22 protein-coding genes are annotated in these 23,607 nt (G+C 60.7%); 6 read left to right on the top strand and 16 right to left on the bottom strand.

The window, feature by feature from the left end:
* On the top strand, nt 1-208 hold a 208-nt coding region (locus ACODRW_RS02020), incomplete at its 5' end, for a hypothetical protein (RefSeq protein WP_488878295.1).
* Between the two features lie 89 nt (nt 209-297).
* Nucleotides 298-1,104, top strand: a complete 807-nt coding sequence (locus tag ACODRW_RS02015; protein ID WP_107800439.1) for a trypsin-like serine peptidase — start codon at nt 298-300, stop codon at nt 1,102-1,104.
* A 46-nt stretch (nt 1,105-1,150) separates the two neighbouring features.
* Here the strand turns inward: ACODRW_RS02015 and rph are convergent, their stop codons facing one another.
* The 3 genes from rph to ACODRW_RS02000 form a co-directional block, all read right to left on the bottom strand.
* Nucleotides 1,151-1,867, bottom strand: coding sequence for a ribonuclease PH (gene rph / locus ACODRW_RS02010; protein WP_107801945.1), 717 nt, complete (start codon nt 1,865-1,867; stop codon nt 1,151-1,153).
* Between the two features lie 61 nt (nt 1,868-1,928).
* Entirely contained in the window at nt 1,929-2,810 is an 882-nt protein-coding gene (locus ACODRW_RS02005; protein ID WP_235086925.1) for a PP2C family protein-serine/threonine phosphatase, read from the bottom strand.
* A 13-nt stretch (nt 2,811-2,823) separates the two neighbouring features.
* Nucleotides 2,824-3,774 carry a serine/threonine protein kinase gene (locus tag ACODRW_RS02000; protein ID WP_081545449.1) on the bottom strand — a complete coding sequence of 317 codons (951 nt, stop codon included), beginning with the start codon at nt 3,772-3,774 and terminating at the stop codon, nt 2,824-2,826.
* A gap of 107 nt (nt 3,775-3,881) precedes the next feature.
* Between ACODRW_RS02000 and ACODRW_RS01995 the strand changes: the two genes are divergently transcribed.
* Together ACODRW_RS01995 and ACODRW_RS01990 are read left to right on the top strand one after the other, a co-directional pair.
* On the top strand, nt 3,882-4,748 hold the full coding sequence (locus ACODRW_RS01995; RefSeq protein WP_488905081.1) for a YicC/YloC family endoribonuclease: 867 nt from the start codon (nt 3,882-3,884) through the stop codon (nt 4,746-4,748).
* A gap of 64 nt (nt 4,749-4,812) precedes the next feature.
* Nucleotides 4,813-5,082: an HU family DNA-binding protein gene (locus ACODRW_RS01990; RefSeq protein ID WP_048414328.1), complete on the top strand. Its 270-nt coding sequence runs from the start codon at nt 4,813-4,815 to the stop codon at nt 5,080-5,082.
* A 63-nt stretch (nt 5,083-5,145) separates the two neighbouring features.
* On the opposite strand, the gene ACODRW_RS01985 is transcribed toward ACODRW_RS01990, so the two are convergent.
* The 11 genes from ACODRW_RS01985 to ACODRW_RS01935 form a co-directional block, all read right to left on the bottom strand.
* Nucleotides 5,146-6,012, bottom strand: coding sequence for an NAD(P)-dependent oxidoreductase (locus ACODRW_RS01985; RefSeq protein ID WP_107800442.1), 867 nt, complete (start codon nt 6,010-6,012; stop codon nt 5,146-5,148).
* An 81-nt stretch (nt 6,013-6,093) separates the two neighbouring features.
* Nucleotides 6,094-6,435: an EscU/YscU/HrcU family type III secretion system export apparatus switch protein gene (locus ACODRW_RS01980; RefSeq protein WP_019103813.1), complete on the bottom strand. Its 342-nt coding sequence runs from the start codon at nt 6,433-6,435 to the stop codon at nt 6,094-6,096.
* A complete protein-coding gene (fliK, locus tag ACODRW_RS01975) occupies nt 6,416-7,441 on the bottom strand; it encodes a flagellar hook-length control protein FliK (RefSeq protein ID WP_488905080.1) in 1,026 nt (341 codons plus the stop codon). The genes ACODRW_RS01980 and fliK overlap by 20 nt, the downstream gene beginning before the upstream one ends.
* A complete protein-coding gene (locus ACODRW_RS01970) occupies nt 7,438-7,791 on the bottom strand; it encodes a DUF2802 domain-containing protein (RefSeq protein ID WP_081545453.1) in 354 nt (117 codons plus the stop codon). Before ACODRW_RS01970 ends, fliK begins: the two co-directional genes overlap by 4 nt.
* A gap of 125 nt (nt 7,792-7,916) precedes the next feature.
* Nucleotides 7,917-8,246, bottom strand: a complete 330-nt coding sequence (gene fliT / locus ACODRW_RS01965) for a flagellar protein FliT (protein ID WP_235086921.1) — start codon at nt 8,244-8,246, stop codon at nt 7,917-7,919.
* A complete protein-coding gene (gene fliS, locus ACODRW_RS01960) occupies nt 8,243-8,653 on the bottom strand; it encodes a flagellar export chaperone FliS (protein WP_233246726.1) in 411 nt (136 codons plus the stop codon). Before fliS ends, fliT begins: the two co-directional genes overlap by 4 nt.
* Before the next feature lie 97 nt (nt 8,654-8,750).
* Nucleotides 8,751-10,124 carry a flagellar filament capping protein FliD gene (gene fliD, locus ACODRW_RS01955; RefSeq protein ID WP_486635780.1) on the bottom strand — a complete coding sequence of 458 codons (1,374 nt, stop codon included), beginning with the start codon at nt 10,122-10,124 and terminating at the stop codon, nt 8,751-8,753.
* A gap of 44 nt (nt 10,125-10,168) precedes the next feature.
* Entirely contained in the window at nt 10,169-10,597 is a 429-nt protein-coding gene (locus ACODRW_RS01950; RefSeq protein ID WP_043642102.1) for a flagellar protein FlaG, read from the bottom strand.
* Nucleotides 10,598-10,674: 77 nt separating this feature from the next.
* Nucleotides 10,675-11,523 carry a flagellin N-terminal helical domain-containing protein gene (locus tag ACODRW_RS01945; protein ID WP_048414322.1) on the bottom strand — a complete coding sequence of 283 codons (849 nt, stop codon included), beginning with the start codon at nt 11,521-11,523 and terminating at the stop codon, nt 10,675-10,677.
* 185 nt (nt 11,524-11,708) lie between these two features.
* Complete coding sequence (locus tag ACODRW_RS01940) at nt 11,709-12,557, bottom strand: flagellin N-terminal helical domain-containing protein (RefSeq protein ID WP_081545457.1); 849 nt, start codon at nt 12,555-12,557, stop codon at nt 11,709-11,711.
* A 192-nt stretch (nt 12,558-12,749) separates the two neighbouring features.
* Complete coding sequence (locus ACODRW_RS01935; RefSeq protein ID WP_488905079.1) at nt 12,750-19,493, bottom strand: glycosyltransferase; 6,744 nt, start codon at nt 19,491-19,493, stop codon at nt 12,750-12,752.
* Between the two features lie 829 nt (nt 19,494-20,322).
* Here ACODRW_RS01935 and ACODRW_RS01930 point away from each other — a divergent pair.
* Nucleotides 20,323-21,288: a glycosyltransferase family 2 protein gene (locus tag ACODRW_RS01930; RefSeq protein WP_081545459.1), complete on the top strand. Its 966-nt coding sequence runs from the start codon at nt 20,323-20,325 to the stop codon at nt 21,286-21,288.
* 22 nt (nt 21,289-21,310) lie between these two features.
* Nucleotides 21,311-22,096 (top strand): glucose-1-phosphate cytidylyltransferase, encoded by a 786-nt coding sequence (gene rfbF / locus ACODRW_RS01925; RefSeq protein ID WP_488905078.1) that lies wholly within the window; start codon nt 21,311-21,313, stop codon nt 22,094-22,096.
* Between the two features lie 4 nt (nt 22,097-22,100).
* On the opposite strand, the gene ACODRW_RS01920 is transcribed toward rfbF, so the two are convergent.
* Both ACODRW_RS01920 and ACODRW_RS01915 read right to left on the bottom strand, forming a co-directional pair.
* Nucleotides 22,101-22,880: a cephalosporin hydroxylase family protein gene (locus ACODRW_RS01920; protein WP_488905077.1), complete on the bottom strand. Its 780-nt coding sequence runs from the start codon at nt 22,878-22,880 to the stop codon at nt 22,101-22,103.
* Nucleotides 22,881-22,947: 67 nt separating this feature from the next.
* Nucleotides 22,948-23,589 carry a GNAT family N-acetyltransferase gene (locus ACODRW_RS01915; RefSeq protein WP_488905076.1) on the bottom strand — a complete coding sequence of 214 codons (642 nt, stop codon included), beginning with the start codon at nt 23,587-23,589 and terminating at the stop codon, nt 22,948-22,950.
* Between the last annotated feature and the right edge of the window lie 18 nt (nt 23,590-23,607).

Raw genomic sequence — 23,607 nt, 5'->3', positions numbered from 1 at the left:
AGAAGCTTCCGCTGCTCAGAAAGCTCAAGCCGCTAAAGCCGACGCTTCCGCTCCGGCCAAAAAAGCCGCTAAAAAGCACAAAAAGCACGTAGCCAAGAAAGAGGCTTCCGCTGCTCAGAAAGCCCAAGCCGCTAAGAAAGAAGCTTCCGCTCCGGCCAAGAAAGCCGAGAAGAAAGCTTCCAAAAAAGCTGCTTCCGCTGCCAAGTAATCAGGCGGCGAGCATTGCCGGAACCTCCGGCAATCGCACATAATTCGGGGCGCTTCGGCGCCCCGTTTTCATTTGCAAGGCCAAACTCGATGAAACTCCCGCTGCTTGTCCTCAGTGTTCTGCTTGCCCTGCCGGCGTCCGCCGCCCCCACCGTCTCCGCGGAACACAAGATCCTGTTCTTCGGCCAGGACGATCGCGTCCGCACTCGCCCCGACCATCAACCCTGGCTCGCCGTCGGACAATTGCAAACCCGCTCCCGCACCATTTGCACCGGCGCGCTGGTGGCGCGCGACGTGGTGCTGACCGCCGGCCATTGCTTCGTCGACGAGAAAGGCCGTTTCGATCCGGCGGTCAGCTTCACCGTCGGCCTGTGGGGCGATGAATTCACCGCGCGCAGCAAGATTTTGGAAGTGCAGGTGGACAAGAGCTTCCTCAAAGGCCTGGACCGCCGCGCCGACGGCCTCTACATCCCGCCGCGCATCGCGCCGCGCGACTTCGCCTTCGTCCGCCTGGCCACCCCCTTGGGCGACACCCAAGGCGTGCTGCCCGTCTTCAGCGGCAACGCCAAGCAGTTGCGCGAATTGCTGAACCAGCGGAGCTGGACGCTGACCCAGGGCGGCTACCCCATCGACGATCAAAAACACCTGCTGGTGCACAACGCCTGCAAGGCGACCAAGCTGCGCCCGGACGGCCGCCTGACCCACCGCTGCGACACGCTGGAGGGCAATAGCGGCTCGCCGGTGTTCGTGATGGGGCCGGGTCAGCCGGTGATCGTCGCGGTGCAAAGCTCCGCCCCCACCGCCGCGCGGCGCAAGCAAGAAGACAATATGAGCGTCAGCGCGCCGATGTTCTACGATGCGCTGCAGCAGTTCATCAGCAAGAGCGCCAAGCCATGAAAAAAGCCCCGGCGACGGGGCTTTTTACTATTCAGGGCTTGCGCCCTCACTCCGCCAGCGCCTGGCGCTGCAGCGCCACCAGCTCGCGGATGCCGGAACGGGCCAGGCCCAACATCGCCTGCAGCTCTTGATCGCCAAACGGCTCGCCCTCGGCGGTACCCTGCACCTCCACGAAGCGGCCGTCTCCCGTCATCACCACATTCATATCGGTGTCGCAGTTGGAGTCTTCCGCGTAATCCAGATCCAGCACCGGCATGCCCTGGTACAGGCCCACCGAAATGGCGGCCACCTGGTCGCGCAGCGGGTTCTCGCTCAGCTTGCCCTCGCGCAGCAGCAGGCCGATCGCGTCGGCCAAGGCCACGTAGGCACCGGTGATGCTGGCGGTGCGGGTGCCGCCGTCGGCCTGGATCACATCGCAATCGATCTGGATCTGGCGCTCGCCCAGCTTCTCCAGATCCACCACGGCGCGCAGCGAGCGGCCGATCAGGCGCTGAATCTCCTGGGTTCGGCCGGACTGCTTGCCGGCGGAGGATTCGCGGCGCATGCGGGAGCCGGTGGAGCGCGGCAGCATGCCGTACTCGGCGGTCACCCAGCCTCGGCCCTTGCCCTTCAGGAAGCCCGGCACGCCGTCGTCCACGCTGGCGGTGCAAATCACCTTGGTGTCGCCGAACTCGATCAACACCGAACCTTCGGCGTGCTTGAGGTAGTGGCGGCTGATCCGCACCGTGCGCAGGGCATCGGCCGGGCGTTGGGAAGGTCGCATCATGTCATCGTCCAGAACGGTAAATGCCGACGATTATATCAGTCGCCACCGACGACGGCGCTTAGTCGCGCTTGCCCGCCACCCGGCTGGCCAGAATCTCCTGATGCATGGTTTCCAGATTGGAGTCCAGAATCATCCGTCCCATCTGACGCGGCGTCGCCGTTTCCGTGTCCAGCACGTCCTCGCGCTCGCCGTAGTCCTGCGTCTCGTCCAGCAGGGTGACCGCCGCCGCGGACAGATTGTCCCCGCCGGCGCCGGCGCGGCGCTCCGCCACATTCATCAGCGCCGGCAAGACCTGGCTGACATTGCGGCGGACGAAGACCTTTTCCAGCTCCGGGTCCATCACCTGCGACCACAGGCCGTCGGAGCACAGCAGAATGGAGCAGCCCGCGCCCACGCTTTGTTTCTCGCCGACGTCGATGTCCGGATCGCTGGCCGCGCCCAGACAGTTGTAAATCTTGTGGCGTTCCGGATGCACCTTGGCGGCGTCCTCGCTCAACTGGCCCTGATCGATCAGGCGCTGCACCTGGGAATGATCGCGCGAACGCAGACGCAAGCCCTTCTCATCCAGCAGATAGAGGCGGGAATCGCCGACATGACACCAGTACAACTGCCCCTGCTGGATGATGGCCGCCACCACCGTGGTGCTCGGCACCTCCGGCAGCCGGTGGTCGGCGGCGTAATCGAGAATGACTTGATGCGCGGTGCTGACCGCGTTGACGAGAAAGCGGTTGGGATGCGTCAGCGTCGGCGTGGCTTGCTGGTAGAACAGCTCGCTGAGCAGGTCCACCGTGATTTGCGCCGCCACTTCGCCGCGCATATGCCCGCCCATGCCGTCGGCCACCGCCAGCATCACGGTGTCGCGCGAGTGCGCGATCACCAGCCTGTCCTGGTTGTACGCTCGCCCGCCGATGCGGCTTTCCTGATAGATGGATAGTTTCATGCCGATCCCCTCATCACGAGCGTCCGCCAGTCAAGTTTTTTATCCATCCCACCCACTTGCTGCCCGCCAGTTCTTCCGGCGGACTGTACTCCTCCGCCATCAGGCGCTTTTGCAGCCCCGGCACGGTGGCCGGCCTCTCCTCCGGAGACAGCGCCAGGCACTGATCGGTCAGTTCCAGCAGCTCGCGGGAGTACAAATGGCGGAAGGCCTTGCTCGCCGGCGTCAGCCGATCGCTTTCCTTGCGCTCCTTGGAAATCTGCGGCGTGCCGCCGCCCATGCAAGCGTAAAGACAGGCGCCCAGCGCGTAGATATCGGTCCACGGCCCTAGCGGCGCGTCTTTTTCATATTGCTCGGGCGCGGCGAAGCCCGGGGTGTACATCGAGGCGAAGTGCTTGTCGCGGCGCGACAAGGTCTGCCTGGCCGCGCCGAAATCCAGCAGCAGCGGCGCGCCGTTGCGGCGCAGATAGATATTGGCGGGCTTGATGTCCAGATGCAGCAGACGCTGCAGATGGACCTCCCGCAGCCCGGACAAGAGCGCGGCGAACCATTTGCGCAGGCGGCGCTCGTCCAGCCGTCCGCCGGCCAGTTCCAGTTCCCGCACCAGCGAGCGGCCGTCGGCGTACTCCATCACCATATAGACCGTCTGATTGGCGCGGAAGAAATTGATCACTCGCACCACGGTGGGGTGGGAAATGCCGGAGAGAATGCGCCCTTCCTCGAAAAAACATTTCAGGCCCAGATTGAAGGCCTCGCGGTCCAACTCATGCGGCACCGTCACGTGGCCGTCCTCGTCGCGCAGCGCCAGATTGCGCGGCAAGTACTCCTTGATCGCGAACTTATTGTCCTGATCGTCCAGCGCCAGATAGACAACACTGAAGCCGCCCACAGAGAGTTGGCGGACAATCGTGTACTCGCCCAGCCGGGAGCCGGCCGGCAAAGCGGTCTGCTGGTTCGATTGAGTCATGGGGTGTCAGTTGTTATAGTGTCCACAGGCCTTGGATTGAGCTTAGCAAAGCAATTCGGGCCCAGCCTTGAGAAAGTAAACAATCCGCTCATCTAAGGGGGTGTCTGATGATTTTAAGTATGACAGGCTTTGCCGCAAGCAGCAGGGAATTTCCCGGCGGTTTGCTGAGCCTAGAAATTCGCTCGGTCAACCACCGTTACCTTGATTTGCAAATGCGCTTGCCGGAAGAATTGCGCGTGATCGAGCCGCAATTGCGCGAGCTGATTTCCGCCAAGGTCAGCCGCGGCAAGCTGGAATGCCGCGTCGGCATCAACCAGGTGGACAGCGCCGTGCCGACGCTGGAATTGAACCAGGCCGTGCTGCAGCGCCTGATCGAGGTCTCGCAACAGGTGCGCGAGCAGGCCGGCGAAAACCGCGGCCTGTCGGTAGGCGAGCTGATGCGCTGGCCCGGCGTGATGAAAACCAACGAGTTGCCGCCGGAAGTGCTGCAGCAGCTGTGCACGGAAAGCCTGGCGGTGGCGCTGAAGGACTTCAACGCCTCGCGCGGCCGCGAAGGCGAAAAACTCAAGGTGGTGCTGGAAGAACGCATCTCCGGCATGGAAGCCATCGTCGTCGCCATCAAGCCCAAGCTGCCGGCCATTCTGGACGCTCATATGTCCAAACTGTCCAGCCGCCTGCAAGAAGCGCTGGGCAATGTCGACGAAGACCGGCTGAAGCAGGAATTCGCGCTGTTCGCTCAGAAAATAGACGTCGATGAAGAACTGGCCCGCCTCAGCACCCATCTCAGCGAAGTGCGCCGCATCCTGAAAGCCGGCGGTCAGTCCGGCAAGCGTCTGGACTTCCTGATGCAGGAGTTGAATCGCGAAGCCAACACGCTGGGGTCCAAATCGGTCTCCACGGAAACCACGCAGGCCTCGGTGGAGTTGAAAGTACTGATTGAACAGATGCGCGAGCAGATCCAGAATATCGAGTAAGCGCGGCGCCGGCGGCCAGAGCCGCCGCGGCAAGCCCTCCTAGACCTTAGGGAAAGACCAAAACATGACCAAAGCAGAACTGATCGCGGCCTTGGCCGAGACATCCGGCCTGAGCAAGGCCGACGTGCTCCGGGTGTTGGGCGCTTTTGACGAAGTGCTGCAAAACGCGCTGGCCAACGGCGACGAAATCACCACCGTGGTGGGCAAATACAAAGTCAAGGAAAGCGCCGCCCGCACCGGCCGCAATCCCAAGACCGGCGAGACCATCGAGATCGCCGCCAAGCGCAAAGTGGTGTTTCTGCCCAGCAAGCAGCTGAAAGACAAGGTCGCCTGAAGCGCCCTCCGGCGCTTCTGCTAAAACGGCGAGGCCCGGCCTCGCCGTTTTTTGTCCGCCGCCTCAGTTCTGCCGCCAGATCAGCCGCGCGATCGCCGACGAATCCAGCTCGCCCTCGCCCTCGGCCACCAGCTGATCGATCAGGCCCGACACCCGTTCCGCCTCCGGCAAGCGGATGCCCTGCTCGCGCGCCGTCTCCAGCACGATGCGCATGTCCTTGGCGTGCAGCTTGGCCTTGAAGCCCGGCGCGTAGTTGTCGTCTATCATCCGCTGGCCGTGGACATCCAACACTTTGCTCTGCGCGAAACCGCCCAGCAGCGCGGCGCGCACCGGCGCGGGATCGACATTGCAGGCCTGGGCCAGCTTCATGATTTCCGCCACCGCGGCGACGCCGACGCCGACCGCGATCTGGTTGCAGGCCTTGGCCACCTGGCCGGCGCCGCTGGCGCCGATATGGGTGATGGTCTGTCCCATGGCCTGCAGGGCCGGACGCGCGCGCTCCAGGGCCTCGGCCTTGCCGCCGACCATGATGGTCAGCGTGCCGTTGACAGCGCCCACCTCTCCGCCGGACACCGGACAGTCCAGGAAGTCCACGCCATAAGCCGCCAGTCTCTCCGCGATGCGGCGCGCGCCGTTGGGCGCGATGGTGCTCATGTCCGCGCAGACCAGGCCCGCGCCGGCGCCGTGAACCGCGCCTTGCTCGCCCAGCAGCACTTGTTCCACATCCGCGGTGTCCGACACATTGGTGATCAGCAGCTCGACCTGGCCGGCCAGCTCGGCCGGGCTATCCGCCCAGCTTGCGCCCGCCTGCAACAAGGGCTCGGCCCGTTCGCGGCTGCGCGCCCACACCGTCACTTGGTGGCCCGCCTTCAGCAGGTTCAATACGCAGGGACGGCCCATGATGCCCAGACCGATATAAGCGACTTTCATTTGCGACTCCACGATGAAAACGACGAGATTCATCGAGGATAAGGGGAAGCGCGCCGCAACGCCAGCGCGCGGCGGGGAGAATCAGGGCTCGGGCAAAGGCGCAGGCTTGCGCCCGCCCAGCCAAGCCTCGAATTCATAATCCTTGCCGGAGGCGTGATGCTCCAGAAAGTAGACGAAGGCCAGGACCTCGGCCACCGCGCGGTAGAGCTCCGGCGGAATGTTCTTGTCCAGGTCCACCTGCATCAGCAAAGACACCAGCTCCGGCGAGTCGTGCACGAACACGCCGGCCTCCCGCGCGCGGTCTATGATGCGCTCGGCCAGCTCGCCATAACCCTTGGCGACGACCTTGGGCGAACGGTGCCCCTCCTGGTAAGACAAAGCCACCGCGGAGCGGCGCTTGTCCTCACTCGGCGGCCGCGCCATCGTCCTTCACCACCAGGCTGGCCAAGGCCAGGCCGGCCGAGGCCAAACCCGCCTCCAGCCGGCCGGCGTTCTGGGTGATCAACTGCCCAGCCTGTTCGTCCTCGGCGGAGAACGACACCTGCACCGACTGGCCCACCAGACGAATGCGCGCGGCCATGCCGCCCAGGGCCGGCAGATTCAAGGACAGATTGGTGGACCAGGCCTGCATCTCCTGCTGGCCGTTGCCTTCGCGGTCGGCCTCGGTCTTTTCCTGCTCGATCACCATCTGCATGGGCTGGCCGGGCCAGGCCATGCCTTGAAACTGCAGTTGCTGGTTTTCCAGGCCGTTGAGCTGCCTTTGCACCAGATTGCCCAACTCCTGGGCTTGGGTCTGCGCCTGCGGCCGCGCGCTGGCCGCCGCGTGCTCGGTATTGGCCAGCGCCTGGCTCATCTTGGCCTGCGGCTCCTGCTTGATCTCGGCCAGGCTGGTGCGGCCGTCGGCGAAATCCTTCAGGTGGGATTCGTAAAACAGACCGCTCTTGGCCACGCCCTGCTGCAAATCCTCCGCCACCTTGGGCGGAGGCTGCTGCGCCGCGTTGACCAGCACCGGCTTGCCGGCGTCGCTGGTCTGGGTGGACAGCAGATGAGTCAGATAACGGGAAGCCGGGCTCAGGGCCACTTGCACCGAACTGCCCTTGGTCTGCTCCGCGCTCTCCTTGCCGCCGTCCTGCAATAAAAAGGTCAGCGCCGGTTGCAGCGACGCCACCTTCAGCTGCAGCGTATCGCCGCTTACCGTCGCCCCTTGGGGCAGATTCAGCGTGAACAGCGAATTCTTGATCAATACCGCCAGCTGATTATTGTCGAGGCGATCCGCCACGCGCGCCGTCACCTGCTCGCCCAACAGCAGCGTCGGCAAGCGGCTGGGAAGGGTCGCGGTTTCCAGCAGCAGCTTGGCGCCCTCGCCCAATAGCTGCGAGGGGTTGATCTGCTGCGCCGGCAAGACGCCGGTATTGATCGACGGAATCATGAGGTGGGACTATTTCGGTACAGGGAAACGATCAACTCGGCCTCGCTGCGGGAGATGCCGCAGCGGGAGGCCACTTCGGAAGCCGTCAAGCCCTGGCGTATCATCTCGATCGCCTGATTGTAAGGGCTGAGTCCGACATCCCCGTGCGCCTGCTGCTCCACCCGGGACAACAGGCGCGACATATCCCGCTGCATAGCGCTGATCTGCTGTTGCTGCTGGTCGAGATACATGGTGGTCAAGCTGTCGCGTTTGGTTTCCAGACGCAGCACGCGCCAGTAGACATACGCCACCGCCATGGCCAGCATCAGCCAGAGCACGACCATCAGGTATGGGAAAAAGGTGCCGGACATCTTGGTTCCCCATGGAAGAGTTTCCGCCGTGACTTAATTTTATGGCGAAACCTCCAACAACCCAAGGCCAACCCGCCATCAAATCGACTCCGCCGTCCTGGCCGGGCCGTCGCGGCGATTTGCGATCAACGATAGTGTTTCAGCACCCGGGAGTTCTGATTGATCAGCACCAGCTCCGAGCGTAGCGCTTCCGACCATTGGACCAGATCGGCCTGGATTTCCTCGCGCCGCCGCACCAGCTCGCGCAGCCTGTCGCGCTGAGCCTCCTCCAGGCCGGACAATGTTTCCTGGGTCAGCGAAGCCAACAGGCGCGACATCAGCTTTTCCTGCTGCGCCTGCAAGGCGTTGAAACGCTCGTAATCCTTGGCGGACACCGCTGCGGACACCTGAGGCGTCAAAGCCTCCAGTTCCGCCACCAGCTGTCCCAAGGTCGTCGCGCGCGCCGTCGCCGTCATGCGCCCGCCGCCGCGCTGGCCGCGGGCTGACTGCGGTCGACTTGCTGCCAGGCGGGGAGAATCGTTTCCAACAGGCTGCGGACTTCCCCCAAAATGGTCAGATCGTTCTTGAGGCTGGCTTGTCCCAAGCGCGTCTTCATATAGAGGTACAGCTCGTTCAGGTTGACGGCCGCCTCGCTGCCGGCTTCCACGTCCAGCGCGATGCGCAGGCCTTCGATGATGTCCATCGCCTTGGAGATCATGCGCGCCTTTTCATCGAAGCGCTGAGCTTCGATCGCAATGCCGGCGGTCATGATCGCCTTGATCGCGCCTTCGTACAGCATGACCACGATCCCGATCGGGCTGGCGCCGTACACCGCTGCCTTCAAGGCGTCGTTTTCATAAGCCTTGTTGAATTGCTTCAACATTCTGGAGTTCAGCATATTGTTGCCACCGGCTGAGCCGGGCCGGCGGGCGGTTCTGCCCGATCCGACCTCAGCGTAAAATCATGACGAAATACCAAATTCATACTTGAGACATCAGACCGCTCAGATTATTGGTCGAAGCCTGCATTTTAGCCAGCGTCGAATTCAAGGCGGTGTATTGCTGGATATATTGTTTCTGTCGCGCGGTCAGCCGAGCGGTCAGCGCATCCTGCGACGCTTTCTCAGTGCTGATGCGCGAATTGATCGAGCTCTTGCTGCTTTCCACCACGCCGCTCGGGCCCAACAAACTGTTGATCTCTTTGTTCAACAACTGGGCAATCCCATTGCTACTGGTATTCCCGAACAGGTTTTTCACCGCGGTCGGGTCTTTTTTCAAGGCGTCGTTGAACTTGGTCTGATCCAGCTTGAGAGTGCCGTCCTTTTGAATCGCGATCCCGATCTGAGACAGGTAGGCAAAGGAGTTGACCGGGTCGACGCCGGGAATGGATTTGGTCAACACATCCTGCAGCTTTTGCTGAATCGACAAAACCGAGGCATTGCCTTTCATGCTGCCGCCGCGAGCATCCTTGATCGCGCTTAGGACTTGATTATACGCGTCGACAAAACCTTGCAGATTCTTGCCGATGCCGGCGGAGTCCTGATTCAGCGTCACCGTGGTGGAAACGCCGGTTCCGCCCTTGTACAAGTCCAACTCAACGCCAGGAATCGCGCCGCTGACTTTATTGCTGCCGGAGGTCACCTGCACGCCGTTCACAGTCAACTCGGCGTTGACCGCGTCCTTGGACTCGCCGTTGGCGGTTGGACTTTGCGTCAAGCCAGCCAGCGTCGAACCGCTGACTCCGCCGGAGTCGGTGCCGCCTGCGCTGATGGAGAACTTATTGTCGGTGCCGGAGGCGGTCGACGCCACCACCAGCTTGTAGTTGTCGCCGTTTTTAACGACAGAGGCGTTGATGCCCATGCCTTCGGCGTTGATCTTGTCGGAAATGGACTGCAAGGTGACTTTGTCGCCAGGATTATCCCTCAGCTTGACCGTCTGTTCCTTGCCATTGATGGTGAACTTCAGTTCATTGGGCGCGCCGGTGATTTCCGTTTGCGCGCTTTTGATGTCGGTGCCGTTGAACTGGTCGAACACCAGTTGCCGAGAGGTCGCCAGCTTGGCGACGTTGACGACATAAGTGCCGTTGACGCCGCCGGAAGTGGTGCTGACCCCGGCTACGGAAGTGTCGCTGGAGGACACCTTGAACGCTTGCAAGAACGATCCCGACGACAAGCTGGTGATCGCGCTTTGCAGCGCGGACAGCGCGGAACCGATCTTGCCAAGATCGCTCAACTGGGTGTTGTAGCCGTCCAGTTTCTTCTGACTGGCGACCAATGGCCGGGAATCGATCGCCATCAACTGGCTTACGATGGTTTGGACGTCGATCGCGCCGACTGATGTGGTTATCCCTGCCATGTTCATCACCCTTTAATGTGTATTTGTTGAGCCGCTCCCGGGACTCAAGCCTTGTCCTTCAGCAGCATGCCCTTGAAGTCGCCGATCGCCTTGGCGATCCGGATCGCGTCCTCGGAAGGTATCTGCCGGATGACCTTCTGAGTTTCCTTGTCCACGACTTTCACCACCTGCAGATCGGTGTCCTTGTCCACCGAGAACTCCAGCTGGTTATTGTACAGCGAGGCCACGCTGTTCAGTTGCTTCAGCGAAGACTGCAACTGCTCGGTAACCGATGGTTTTTCCTTGGCCGCGGTATTTTGCGCCTGCTGCTGCTGCGCCTGTCCGGCGGCGGCAACGGCCTGGGCATTGTCCGGCAAAGCGGAAGCGGCCTTATCAGCCCCCTGCCCGCTTTGCGCCAGCTCCACCGTTTGCTGCCGCGGCGCGGATGCGCCCGCGTTGGCAATCGGCAGCGATTGTAAAGAAGGTATTTGCATGACAACTCTCCTGACGCGCGCAGCTCCGGTTGCCCAACCAACCGGAGCCGCCGCTGGCTCATACCATCATTCTAGACTTATTGCAGCAGGGTCAGTGCCGACTGCGGCAGCGAGTTGGCGTTCTTCAGAATCGAAGTACCGGCCTGTTGCAGAATCTGGTTCTTGGTCAGGGTAGCAGTTTCCGCGGCGAAGTCCACATCCACGATACGGCTGTTGGCTGCAGTCAGGTTTTCCACGTAGTTCTGCAGGTTGGCCACCACCGCGTCGAACCGGTTTTGCACCGCACCGAAGGTCGAACGGATGTTCGAAATCTGGGCGATGTCGGCATCCAGCGAAGACAGCGCACCCGACGCGCCACCTTGAGTCGTAACGCTCACGGTGCCGGTGTTGGTCAGGCTCGAGTTGTAGCTGTTCAAAATCCCCGCGGAGGTCAGGTCGGTCGACGAGATCGAAACCTGGTTGGTCGCCGCGCCGGACGAGCCCACCTGGAAGGTCAGTACCGAACCGCCGGACAACAGGCTGGTGCCGTTGAACTGGGTGGTTTGAACGATACGAGAAATTTCCTGGGTCAGCTGGTCCACTTCACTTTGCAGCTGCGAACGGTTGGTGTTGCTGACCGAACCGTTGGACGCTTGCACCGCGATTTCACGGATACGCTGCAGGTTGTTGGCGATCTGGCCCAAAGCGCCTTCCGCCGTCTGACCGACGGAGATGCCGTCGTTGGCGTTCTTGATCGCTTGGTTGTTACCGCGGATGGCGGCGCTCAAGGTCTGCGAAATCGCCAGACCGGCGGCGTCGTCCTTGGCGCTGTTGACGCGCAGGCCGGAAGACAGACGTTGCAGCGAAACTTGCAACGAGTTGTTGGAGTTGCTGAGGTTACGCTGCGCGTTCAGCGAAGCAATGTTGGTGTTGACGGTAATAGCCATGGTGATTCTCCTGATGTTCAGTTGGGCAAAGCGACTTGCTTACTCACCATATCGTCAGGGCTTCTATAAACTTTACGGTCAAAACGTGAATTTTGCCAAAAACCTCATTCAAACCATGCCATTTCCCATCCAAGCACCAAAATAGAGCGGGGGCTTTGCCCGGTAGGACAAAGCCCCTTCCCTCATTACTGCAGCAGCGTCAACGCGGATTGCGGCAGCGAGTTGGCGTTCTTCAGGATGGAAGTGCCGGCCTGTTGCAGAATCTGGTTCTTGGTCAGGGTGGCGGTTTCCGCCGCGAAGTCGACATCCACGATGCGGCTGTTGGCCGCCGTCAGGTTCTCGGTATAGTTCTGCAGGTTGGAGACCACCGCGTCAAAACGGTTCTGCACCGCGCCGAAGGTCGAACGGATGTTCGAGATCTGGGCGATGTCGGCGTCCAGCGAAGACAAGGCACCAGATGCGCCAGCCTGCGTGGTCACGCTGATCGTGCCGGTATTGGTCAGGCTGGAGTTATAGGCGTTCAACGTGCCCGCCGAGGTCAGGTCGGTGGAGGAAATCGACACTTGGTTGGTCGCCGCGCCGGACGAGCCCACCTGGAAGGTCAGTACCGAGCCGCCGGACAACAGGCTGGTGCCGTTGAACTGGGTGGTTTGCACGATACGCGAGATTTCCTGAGTCAGCTGGTCCACTTCGCTTTGCAGTTGCGAGCGGTTGGTGTTGCTGACCGAGCCGTTGGACGCCTGTACCGCGATTTCGCGGATACGTTGCATATTGTTGGCGATCTGCCCCAGCGCGCCTTCAGCGGTCTGACCGACGGAAATGCCGTCGTTGGCGTTCTTGATCGCCTGATTGTTACCGCGGATGGCGGAGGTCAGGGTCTGGGAAATAGCGAGGCCCGCGGCATCGTCTTTGGCGCTGTTGACGCGCATGCCGGAAGACAGGCGTTGCAGCGAAACCTGCAGCGAGTTGCTGGATTGGTTGAGGTTGCGCTGAGCGTTCAGCGACGCAATATTGGTGTTTACTGTAATAGCCATGTGATTCCCCTTGAGATCAAGACTGCGTCAACCGGAGCGCCCGTATTCCGCAGCACAGCCATTAGATCGTCCAAAGGTTAATAAACTTGACCAAAATGGTATTTTTACCAATTAACACGCTTCAAGCCGATCATTAAAAAGCCGCTTTGGATCTCAATGATCGCAAAGCGGCTCCCCTACCAGCCCCTAGACTCAACCACGCAAGACTTTGGCCCAGTCCTCGTGATGGTCTTCCAACCAATAGTCGCGCTCTACCCAGGCACGCAGCAGGTCTCCCTCCCGCTCCGCCTGATCCAGGTCATGCGCGCGGCTGCGAATGGCGTCGACCCAGACGGCGACATCATTCGGCACGCGGCAAACGGGCGCGCCGTTGGTCTGATACGGATAGATGTCGGTACACACCACCGGCCATCCCATCGCGCCGTACTCCAGCAAGCGCAGATTGCTCTTCGCCTCATTGAACGCGTTCATCTCCAAGGGCGCCACCGCCAGGTCCAGATTCAGGGTTGCGACCTTTTCCGGGTATTCGCTGAAGGGCACGCCTTGATGCGCCTCGGCCACATATGGCCGGAACTGGGGCAGGCACATGCCCATGAACACCCAATCGACCTCCTGGTGAGTCTGTTTGATCACCTCGAACAGCAGCTCAAGGTCGCCGCGGTGTTGCGACGCGCCCACCCAACCCACTCTGGGCTTGGCTCCGACTCGCCGCTTGGCTTGCAATTCGCCCCAGATGCTGCGACGCAAACGGTTGGGGATCACCGCAACCTCGCCAACCATGCCCTGCGTGAACTCACGCAACGGTTCCGTCGACACGACCAGGGCATCGGACATGTTCAACGCCCGACGCAGACGCTGCTTGGCATCGGGATAGTGGCGTCGCCAATGGTCGTACAAGTCGCTCTTCAGCGGCGTGCCGCCCACCAGGTCGTCAATGCCCAAGATGGTTCGAATGCCAGGGAAGTAGGACCGGTATTGCCCCAAAGCGTCCAAAACGCCATCGTTCACCGCGGTATGCAGCAATAAGACATCCGGCGCCATGCGCGCCATTTCCACCAGAGAGGGCAAGCCATGCACCGGCTGCAGAATCTCCCCGTCCAGCAGGCCGTGCTCTTGCAATACCGATAAGGGCTGACTCAGCCGGTACTCGCCGCTGCCGCCAGGCACCGGCACGCCCAATACCCGCTGCCGTCCGCCCAGGCTCGGGTCCCAAGATACGTGCCGTTCAGTTTCCAGTTCCATTCTGCGCTTGCGCAGGGATAGGTGCCGGTTGAAGCCAGGGTCTCGTTTCAACACCGGCATCCAGGCATGGAGGAAGTTCTCCATTTCCCCGCGCTCGCGAACCGCGGCCTGCAACGCTATACGCGGATCGGAAGTGGTGCGCCCTATGCTCTTGGCGTGATGGTGGTACATCACAGCAAACGGATTGTAAACATTGCGCCAACCCGCCGCCTGAACCTTCAAGCACAGATCGACGTCGTTAAAGCACACCTGGAATTTTTCTTCATCCATGCCTCCCACATCCAGGTAAGTGGACTTGGCCACCATCAGACAAGCTCCAGTGACGGCGGAGTAGTTCTGCATGGTCACGGCGCGGCTCATATACCCCGGCAGATTCATGTCCTGAGGCTCGAACACGTGATCCGCCACCGAGTGCATGCCCCCCGGCAAGCCCAATACAATGCCGGCATGCTGAATTTGCCCGACTTCCGGATACAGCAGGCGGGCGCCGACCACGCCCACTCCCGGTTGCTGAGCTGTCGCCAGCATGCGTTCCAACCAGCTTTCCAGTGCCAGTTCGGTATCGTTGTTCAAAAGCAGCAAGTAGTCGCCGCGCGCATGCGCTGCGCCAAGGTTGCACTGGGCGGAGAAATTGAACGGCTGGTCATAGGCCACGATCTGGACCCGCCCGGGATAGCTCGCCTGCAACGCTTGGTAATACTCCTGGGTTTCCGGCTGCTCCGAACGGTTGTCCACAATGATCAACTCAAAGTGTTGGTAGGCGGTGCGCTGCAGCACGCTGTCTATGCACGGCTCCAGATATTCAAGCTTATCCCGCGTCGGAATAATGATGGAAACCAGAGGGCTGCCCTGGACCTGATACTCAAAATGGAAGGTCCCGTCCACCAGCCCCGGCCCCACGCTGGCAGACTGATCGCAGCGCTTGGCATGCTCTTCCAAGGCTACCTGGCAAGACGCCAGACACAAGGGCTGTTGATCGGGATGCCGCCATGGCAAGGAAAGCAACATGTCGTCGACATGGCCGATGACATGCGAGCCTTGCAGCTCGAACAAGCGCAGCAAGGCGTCGAAATTGTAGGCGCCGGGATAGGGCTGGAAGCCGCCCAGCATCGACAGCGCGGTTGTGGAGAAGGCGACCGCGTCGCCGATGTAGTCCATCGAGCGCAGATATTCCGGCGAGAAGTCCGGCCGGAAGGCCGGCAGGAAACGCTCCCCCATCGGCGACACGACGTCGCTGTCGCAATACACGGCTTTCCAGTCCGGATGCTGATGGATGGCCTCGCCAAAACGCAGCAAGGCCTGCGGTTGTAGACGGAAGCCTGCGGGCAACAACCACGTCCAATCGGATGCCACTTCGGAGATCACGCCGTTGATGGTCGCGGCCACCGTCTCAAAGTCGCTCAGATCATCCAACTGCACCCAACCCAGTTGATCGCTGCTGTTGAACACCGGATCCGGCACCGCGCTGTCGGACAGCACGATCAATCGCCAATTAGGGTAAAGCTGGTTTTCCAAGGCCGCCAGACTCTCCGCCAGACGAGTCAGCCGGGTTTGCGGCGCCAATACGATCAGATTGAACCAAGGCCGGCTTTGCCAGGCAGTGCACATCGACTCCGCCAATTGCTCCGCGTGGATCTCTCGTAGATTATGGTTTCCCAGCCAGCGCCGGTAGTCCCGCAACGCAAACTGTTCGGGTTCGGAAAATGCGTAAGTGGTGACCTTTCCCATTTCGCTGATGCCGTTTGGCCGCAAGTTCTTGGGCAGCAGCTGGCGCCATTGATCAAACAATAAAGGCACGGCGTCTTCCAGTACCCTGCGCTCCTTGATGTAATGCTGGGACAGCGCAATACGCCGCTCTCTGAGATCCGCGTCCTCAACCAAGGCCGCCAAGGCCTCGAACCATGCCTGCTCCGTGTTCTCCACCACGCTGGCCATGCCGCTATCCTTGAGCCAGGCGTAGGCCGGCGTATCGGACAAAACCGTCGCCGCGCCGACCACGGAGTACTCCAGCCATTTCAAATCGGACTTGCTGTCGTTGAATGCGCCGTGAGCCAAAGGAGCGATGCCGATATCCAGCCGCAGGTCCGCAAGATCGGTCAGAAACTTGCTGTAATTCACAAACGTGGTGACTTGCCGGACATCCTTCATCCCCACCATGGATTTGGGGACTTCTCCCCAGAATACGAATTTCACCAAACCGGCGTATTCTCGATAAATACGCATCAGCGCCGGCTCTATCGCCGCCATTTCTTTGCCGCGGGACGTGGTGCCGGCAAAGCCGATGGTGACTTTGTCATTGCGCGGCCTAGGCATTACGAAGCGGTCCCGGGCCAGAGTGTTGGTGAAAACAAAAACCTTATCGTTGAAGGGGCGCACTTTCTCCGCCAACGGCTCGGTGGTCACCGTGACCAATGCGCATTTGGGCAGCAGCCATTTGATCTGCTCAAAAGAAGATTCGCACTCTTTGTACATCAGGTGCGACTCAGGCATTTCCGGCAACCAGTCGTCCACTTCGTAAACGATGGGCTTGCCGGATTCGACCAGCTTTTCAAGCAGGGCCTTGCTCTCCGGCCTTGGGAACAGACGCTGCACCAGGAAGATATCCATTTCCCTGACGAAATCGTCATCGCTGTCGAACGGATACACCCCGTCATATAGGTAGGCGGCCGAATGCTTGTAGTAATAGTGGTCGAACTCTTTTTCCACTAACTGCAGGGCGTCTCCCAAACGCAGACGATAACAAGCCTCGTCCAGGGCATCTCGGGTCAAGACGCCGATTCTCGGCTTGCGGCGCGGCGCCTCAGGGGAGGCAAGCACAGGACTCGCCAGCCCTGAAATATCCTGTCTGCTCTCGTTCTGCAAACGGTTGGCCTTGCCCCAGGAGAACGGCAATGGAATGTTTTGCAGCAGGCGGCTGCGCCACTGTTGATTCGGCACCTCTTGCAGCATGCCGGTGGCGGCGGTCAGCACCGACTCCACCGTCAGCATATCCATGCAATACGCGTGTCCTCTACGACACAGCGGCGCGGCTTCCGCCGGCAGCTCTGCGAGACACCCCTTGCACTCGATATCGGCAATCAGGCCCCGCGATGCGCCGCGCAACGGCAGGCGCTGCGCCGGCTCAGCCATGCCGAACAAGCCAAGCACCGGCGTGCCGACCGCATGGGCGATGTGGATCAGGCCGGAGTCCGGAGCGATCAGCATGTCGGCAACCGAAATCGCCGCCGCGGTTTCGGCCAGACGCAGCTCATTGACCAGGGACACCACGCCCGCTCTGGCGGCCTCGGGCAGGTTTTCCAGCGTAAAATCCTTGCCGCTGCCCAACAACACAAGCCCGATATTGCGGGCGGCCAGCGCCGGCAACAATTCTCCCCAACGCGCCGCCGGCCAGATGCGGTCCGGCGAACTTGCCGCCATATGGATGGCCACCAGATGCTCCGGCTTTTTAGCCGCCAGCCAGCCCGAGGCCACGATCTTGTTGGCCAATGGCCGATAATCCTGCATCAGCCGCGGCAGCGAGGGTGCGCTCGGCGCAACCCCGCTGCGTCGCGCATACGCCTCAATGATGTGCAAATCCCTGGCATGTTCATAAGCGCCATCCAGATCGACGACAATATCGTCCGGACGCAACTGCAGCGACATGCAACCAACGATGTCGGCCTCCTCGATGGCTTGGAAAGCCTCAACCACCTGGGTTCTGACCAACAATTGCCGATCAGGATATTTCCGGCGCAAAGCGGGCAATACCGAGCTGGCCAAGAGCGCGTCGCCCATGGCAAAACGTCTTTGAACGACCACCCGCTTGGCCAGTGCCCGCGGTCTTGGCTGCTCCAGCACCAGCAGGAAGCCTTCATCCTCGCCAGACTCGGCGCAGTTCTGGTGCAGCAACCCGGACTGGAAGGTCTCAGGGGACACCAACGATAACCGCAAACGATGCAAGTCCACCTTTTCGAATACGCGCGAGCACAAACGACGCACTCTGGACTCCGTCCAGTTGGTCCAATGCGTCGGGTTCAGGTGAGAGCCGGCCCAGCGCTCGGTGGGCAAACTCAGCAGCAAGCGGCCACCGGAAGCGATGCGTTCGGAGAGCTCCCACAGGAACAGCTCCGGATCATCCGTGTGTTCTATGGTTTCAAATGAGATCACTGTATCGTAGGCGGCAGGCGGCAGCGTATTCAGCAGACGCGCCTCAAATCGGCAATTCTCGGCGTCGCCGGGGATGAAACGCTGGGAAAAACGGATTGCGTCGGCGTTGAGGTCAATGCCGGTGTAATCGGCCATGCTGCCCGCGTCCGCCAGAATATGCCAGCCGTAGCCGGCCCCCGACGCACAGTCCAGCACCCGGCCCAGAGGCCCAAGATCGGCAGCCGCCCGGTAGCGCAAAGCGTGCTGGACCAAGGTCGCATACCCTTCCAGCCCAGGCAGAAAACGCCCGGCGCCGCTCTGCTCAAGCTCGCGCGCCAGGGTCGCATCGCGGACCTGGGCATGGTTGGGCTGAATCCCTTTCGCGCCATCCTGCAATAGCTCAGTCAGGCGAATCAAGGCGTCCTCCGGCCACGAGGCGAGCAAAGACGGCAGCACCCAGCGGCCATCTCCGTCCCGATAGAGCGCCATCAACTGCATGAACTGCCCATCCGGGTCTTGCAAGGTCGCGTCAAAACACTCCACACCCAGCAAACGGTCCAGACGAACCCATTCATGACGGATGGTCGCCAGCGTCATCGCTCCGGCTTGCGCTGCGAACGATTCCGCATAGGCGAAACTGGCCACCTGGATTCGGTCTATCTGCGCTTCCGCCATAACTCGCCAGCCTGCGCCCTCCAATAGCGGGCTTCTCAGCAGCGGCGCCTGAGGATATTGCTGGCGAAACACGCTGGACAATTGGCCAACCAAGTTGTCGGCCGCGCCTCGGTCGGTCAGCAGCCATGGCCGGTTCAGCGGCAGCAAGGCTTGCAAGGCCAAGCGCACCAGCAATTCATCCGCATAGACGTCGCACAACAATTCAAGCCAGCCCACAAGTTCACGCTGCAACCACAGGACCCGCTCTTCCTCTCCTTTAGCCAACGCATCGATATGCGTGGCCGCGGCCTGGGGCGAATGAGTCAAGACAACGGTTTCACCTCCCGCGAACGCCTGCCGTAAACGACGATGCAGCCATTGATGCGGCGATAAACGACGAGCGCCTGCGGCCAATTGCAAGAGCCAGCTTTTGCGTAGCCAGCCGTTGGCTTGCTGCGCCAATAGCCAACTCGGTTCCCCGCATTGCTGCAGATGAGCGGCGAAGTCCTCCACGCCGCTCAATTGGAAGCGGCCATAATCGCCTTCGCTCTGCCGCGCTCGCTCTCGACGCAAAGGCACTCCGCCCGGCAAACAAGCCCAACTATCGCTCACGCGCCAATGAGCGCCGTCGTCGGCGACCGGAGCGGTATCGACCGGCAAGCCCAAGCCGCAGGCAAAACCCACCCACTCTCCGCCGGCTGCAGCCAGATTATGCGCATCCAACATGGGCAGGCCATTCACGAATGGAACCAAACACACCTTGGAACGGGCTTGCAGCGCCGATAATGCCGGCGACATCAACTGGGCGTTAATCACCAGTACCAACTCAAACTGGTTGGGATCATGAACGGCAAGATAGGCCTGGACTTGCTCCAACTCCGCTTGAGTTTCGACAGTGAGAAAAAGTGAGTTCATCTTCTTGGTTTCCTGAATGGCGACAGCACAGCCCGCCAGGCTAAGACGGCAGGTTAAAATTCGGGTTGCCATATATTACTGAGAAACGTCATGGGCAACAGCCCAAATCATGCCGAAATCCTCGGAATCAAAGGGGGCCGCAGCGCCTCAGCGACACGATGTCCGCATGAATGGCCGCCCGCGACGCGAAAGACCGGCCTTTCCGAAGAATAGCCGGCGAACGCGGACAAGATACAGGACGCTCAGATACAAGCCCATGTCATCTTCGTACAGGAGCTAGGCAGCAAGCCCGAAGCGAGGTGGTCCCCCACCGCACCGGCTCAAACCATGAAACCCGTCCCTCCCAAAGGAGATTCGGCCCGTATTCATGAAAATGTCATCATTGGTACGATTACCGCATACAAGCCAGACCTGCCGCCAGCGTCTCTGATTGGGATGGGACTATAATGCAGCAGCCCCGGACGCTGACACGATAAGGCCTGGACATGGCCCAAAGGCTTGATTTGCGCAATGCGCGCCTTAAGTTGAACGCGGACACCCAAACATGGCGGCTCGCATCACATCATGCCCAGCTTAACGGAATCGCGTTTATCGCCGCCCAAAGAGGGCGCCGCCGCCAAGCCCGGCCTTTGAATCCCCATGCCGCCGCCTTGGCAAGGGACTACCGGCCCCTACCCCGCCTGGGTAGAATAAGCGCGCAGCCAATCGCGCCGCTTGCGACCGCAATGCGCAAGACTTCCCGGGCCGCTGTTTACAGTCGCCGATCTTCATCGGCCTTGGCTAGAATGCAGGCAGCAGCAACGACTTCCAATCTTTACAAGGTAGAACAATGACTATTCCAAAAGTAAGCATCGGCATGCCCGTCTACCGGGAGGCAAGATATCTGGACATGACTTTGCAATCGTTGCTGGGGCAGACTTACGGCGATTTTGAACTGATCATCTCCGACAACCATTCCGACGACGGCACTTATGAACTACTGCAAAGTTATGCCGCGGTAGATTCCCGCATCACTTTGCTGCGCACGGAAGAAACGGTTGCCGCGCCGCAGAACTTCTACCGGATTTTCGACCGCTGCCGCGGCGAATACATGATGTTCGCCGCCGGCCACGATCTGTATCACAAACAATACATTGAGCGCTGCGTCGCCCAACTCGACAACCAGCCCGATGTGGTCCTGGCTGTGACGGCATCCGCTTTTTTCAATGAAAGCGGCGTGGGCAGCCAGATCGGCGGTATTTTCGACACCCGCGGCATGGACACCTTCTCGCGCATGCATGTGGTGGCCTGGGGCCTGGTCTACGCCTATCAGGCCTACGGCATGAACCGCATGTCGGCCTTCCGCAAAGTGCAATACCGCAATGTGGCGATGCCCATCGTCGGCATCGACCATGTGCTGTTGTTCGAGATGGCCGCCCAAGGCGCATTCGCTTACGACCCTGAAATCCTGTTCTTCATGCGCCAGGCGCACGACTACGGCGACCAGGAAGCCTATAAGCGCAAGCTGATGCTGGATGGCCTGGATGGCTTCGCCAGCTATGAAAACCAGATCAACGCCTATATAGACGTCATCCGGCGCAATCTGCCCGCCGGACAGGAACGGGACATGATGATCAACAGCATAAGCAACTGCTGCCTGCTCAAGTACCGCAACACCCTGGCCTGCTATGGCCTGTCCTTCCCCCAGATCAGCGAAGAAACCTCCCCCATCCTGACCGAATACATCAAGGCCCAGGCCTCCGCCGCCAATTTCATGGATGTGTTGCTGCACGAGCGTTACGGCAGCATTCGTTGATTGACGCAATGGAAACTTGCAGATGAAAGCCGTGATCCTGGCCGGCGGACTCGGCACCCGGATATCGGAAGAAAGCCACCTCAAACCCAAGCCGATGATCAGCGTGGGAGGCCGGCCCATTCTGTGGCACATCATGAAGATCTTTTCCGCGCACGGCATCAATGACTTCATCATTTGCTTGGGCTACAAGGGCTATGTCATCAAGGAATATTTCGCCAATTATTTCCTGCACATGTCCGATGTGACATTTGATTTCACCCAGAATCAAATGAAGGTGCATCGCCAGCATGCAGAGCCCTGGCATGTGACTCTGGTCAATACCGGAGAGCACACGATGACCGGAGGCCGGCTCAAACGCGTGGCCCCTTACCTGCCGGCCGGCGAAGCGTTCTGCTTCACTTATGGCGACGGGCTGGCCGACATCGATCTGACCACGGAGATCGCCTTTCACCGTGAGCACGGCAAACTGGCCACGGTGGCGGCGGTACAAGCTCCAGGCCGGTTTGGCGCCTTGGTGTGCAAAGGCAGCCGCGTCACAGGCTTCAAGGAAAAACCGCCGGGCGACGGCGGCTGGATCAATGGCGGCTTTTTCGTGCTGCAGCCCGAAGTGATCGCCTTGATCGAAGGCGACCACTCCAGCTGGGAGGGCGAGCCGATGGCGAAGCTGGCCGCCATGGGTCAGCTGACGGCCTTCCAACATGCCGGCTTCTGGCAGCCGATGGATACGCTGCGCGAAAAAATCCAGCTGGACGAGCTGTGGGAAAGCGGCCGGGCGCCGTGGAGGGTCTGGCAGCCCGAGCTGTCCTGATGGCTCAGGCGATACGCTTCAGATAACCGTCCGGCGCAACGGTGATCAGCAATTTATGGTGAATATCGGCGTCGATCTCGAATTCGGGATGGTCGGCCAGGTATTCGCGCACCGCGGTTTTGGGATTGTTGCCCGGCCCCCAGGGCCGATCCGTCGATAGTTCCGGCGGCATATCGTCAACAATGGTGTCGAAAACCACGCAGTAGCTGCCCGCCGTCACCAGGGGCGCATACGCCTTCAGCTCGGCCAGCACATGCTCATGAGTATGGTTGGAGTCCAGGCTCACCAAGATGCGCCGATGTCCTTTGGCGATGTCCCTGACCTTGGCTACCGTCTCGGGCGCCACGCTGGAACCCTCTATCATCTGAATCCAGTTGGCCATCGGATGACTCTCAATCGCCGCGCGGTTGTGCGAGCGGATGTCGATGTCCAGACCCAGGACCTTGCGCCGGGTGCTTTTGGGATCGCACGCCGCCCCGCTTTCCACCGCCTCGCTCATATCCAGCATGGCCAGCAAGGACGCGTAATACACCAGGGAACCGCCATGAGCGATGCCAGCCTCGATGATGAGATCCGGCTTCACCTGCCAAATCAATTCCTGCATCGCCCAGGCGTCGTTGGGAAACTGGATCGCCGGCCGTCCCATCCAGGCGAAATTATAGGACCACTTATGCCGGGCCACGTCGCGGGTCCAGGTGCGCGACAGTTGCTGGAGCGCTTGGTCTCCCGCCAGGCCTTGAATATTCTGCTCGACTTCCCGGGCAAACTTTTGAATCTCGTCCATTGGGTGCTTCCTTAGCATGGAATCCGGCGGCGGGCCTGCGAAGCAGCCCCGGCGTCGGAGGAAATCATCACTCGGGCTGTTCGATCACAAGCCGGAAACAATAGCGCTCATCCGGGCTGGATTCGTCTGACGCGCCCATCTCCCAGCGCGTTTCTCCGTTTTTGACGCGTTTGATCAGGGGATGACGCAGCCAGCCGGTGAAACCTATCTGCTTGTTCATCATCACCGAGGCCACGTTCTCCGTCATTACATAGGCATGGACGCGCCGCACCGCGGCCTCTCGCAATAACCAGGCGACCAACCGCCTTCCGGCGTAGACGAATAGTTTAGGATGCCCCAGGCGCTCGCCTCGCATCGCATTGTCGAGCAGAACCTCGTCCCGGCTCAGGTCCTTGAAGCCGAAATGCCCAACCACCTGGCCATCCGCACATACCAGGAACAGCAGCTGCCCCGGCGTTTTGAACAGCACCTCGCCCATCCAGCGCCGGGTTCGCTCAGGCGTCGCGACAAAATGGCTGAGAAAATTCGCCATATTCTGATTCCGCCATTCGGTGAGCTTGCGGATGATGTCGTCGTCGTCGAGGTCGGCCCGCGTCAGCGGCCGCAACACGCCGCAAGCCTGGCCCTCATCGTCCAGGATGTCGAGCTCCAGCGTCTGCCGGCCTGCGATCACATCGTCCAGCCGGGGCTGGATGGCATTAAGCGTCATCACGTTCAATGTCCCATT

The sequence above is a fragment of the Chromobacterium sp. FG89 genome (genome assembly GCF_057808735.1).
The sequence above is the reverse complement of the archived record's forward strand: the minus strand, read 5'-3'. Positions and strand labels throughout refer to the sequence as shown.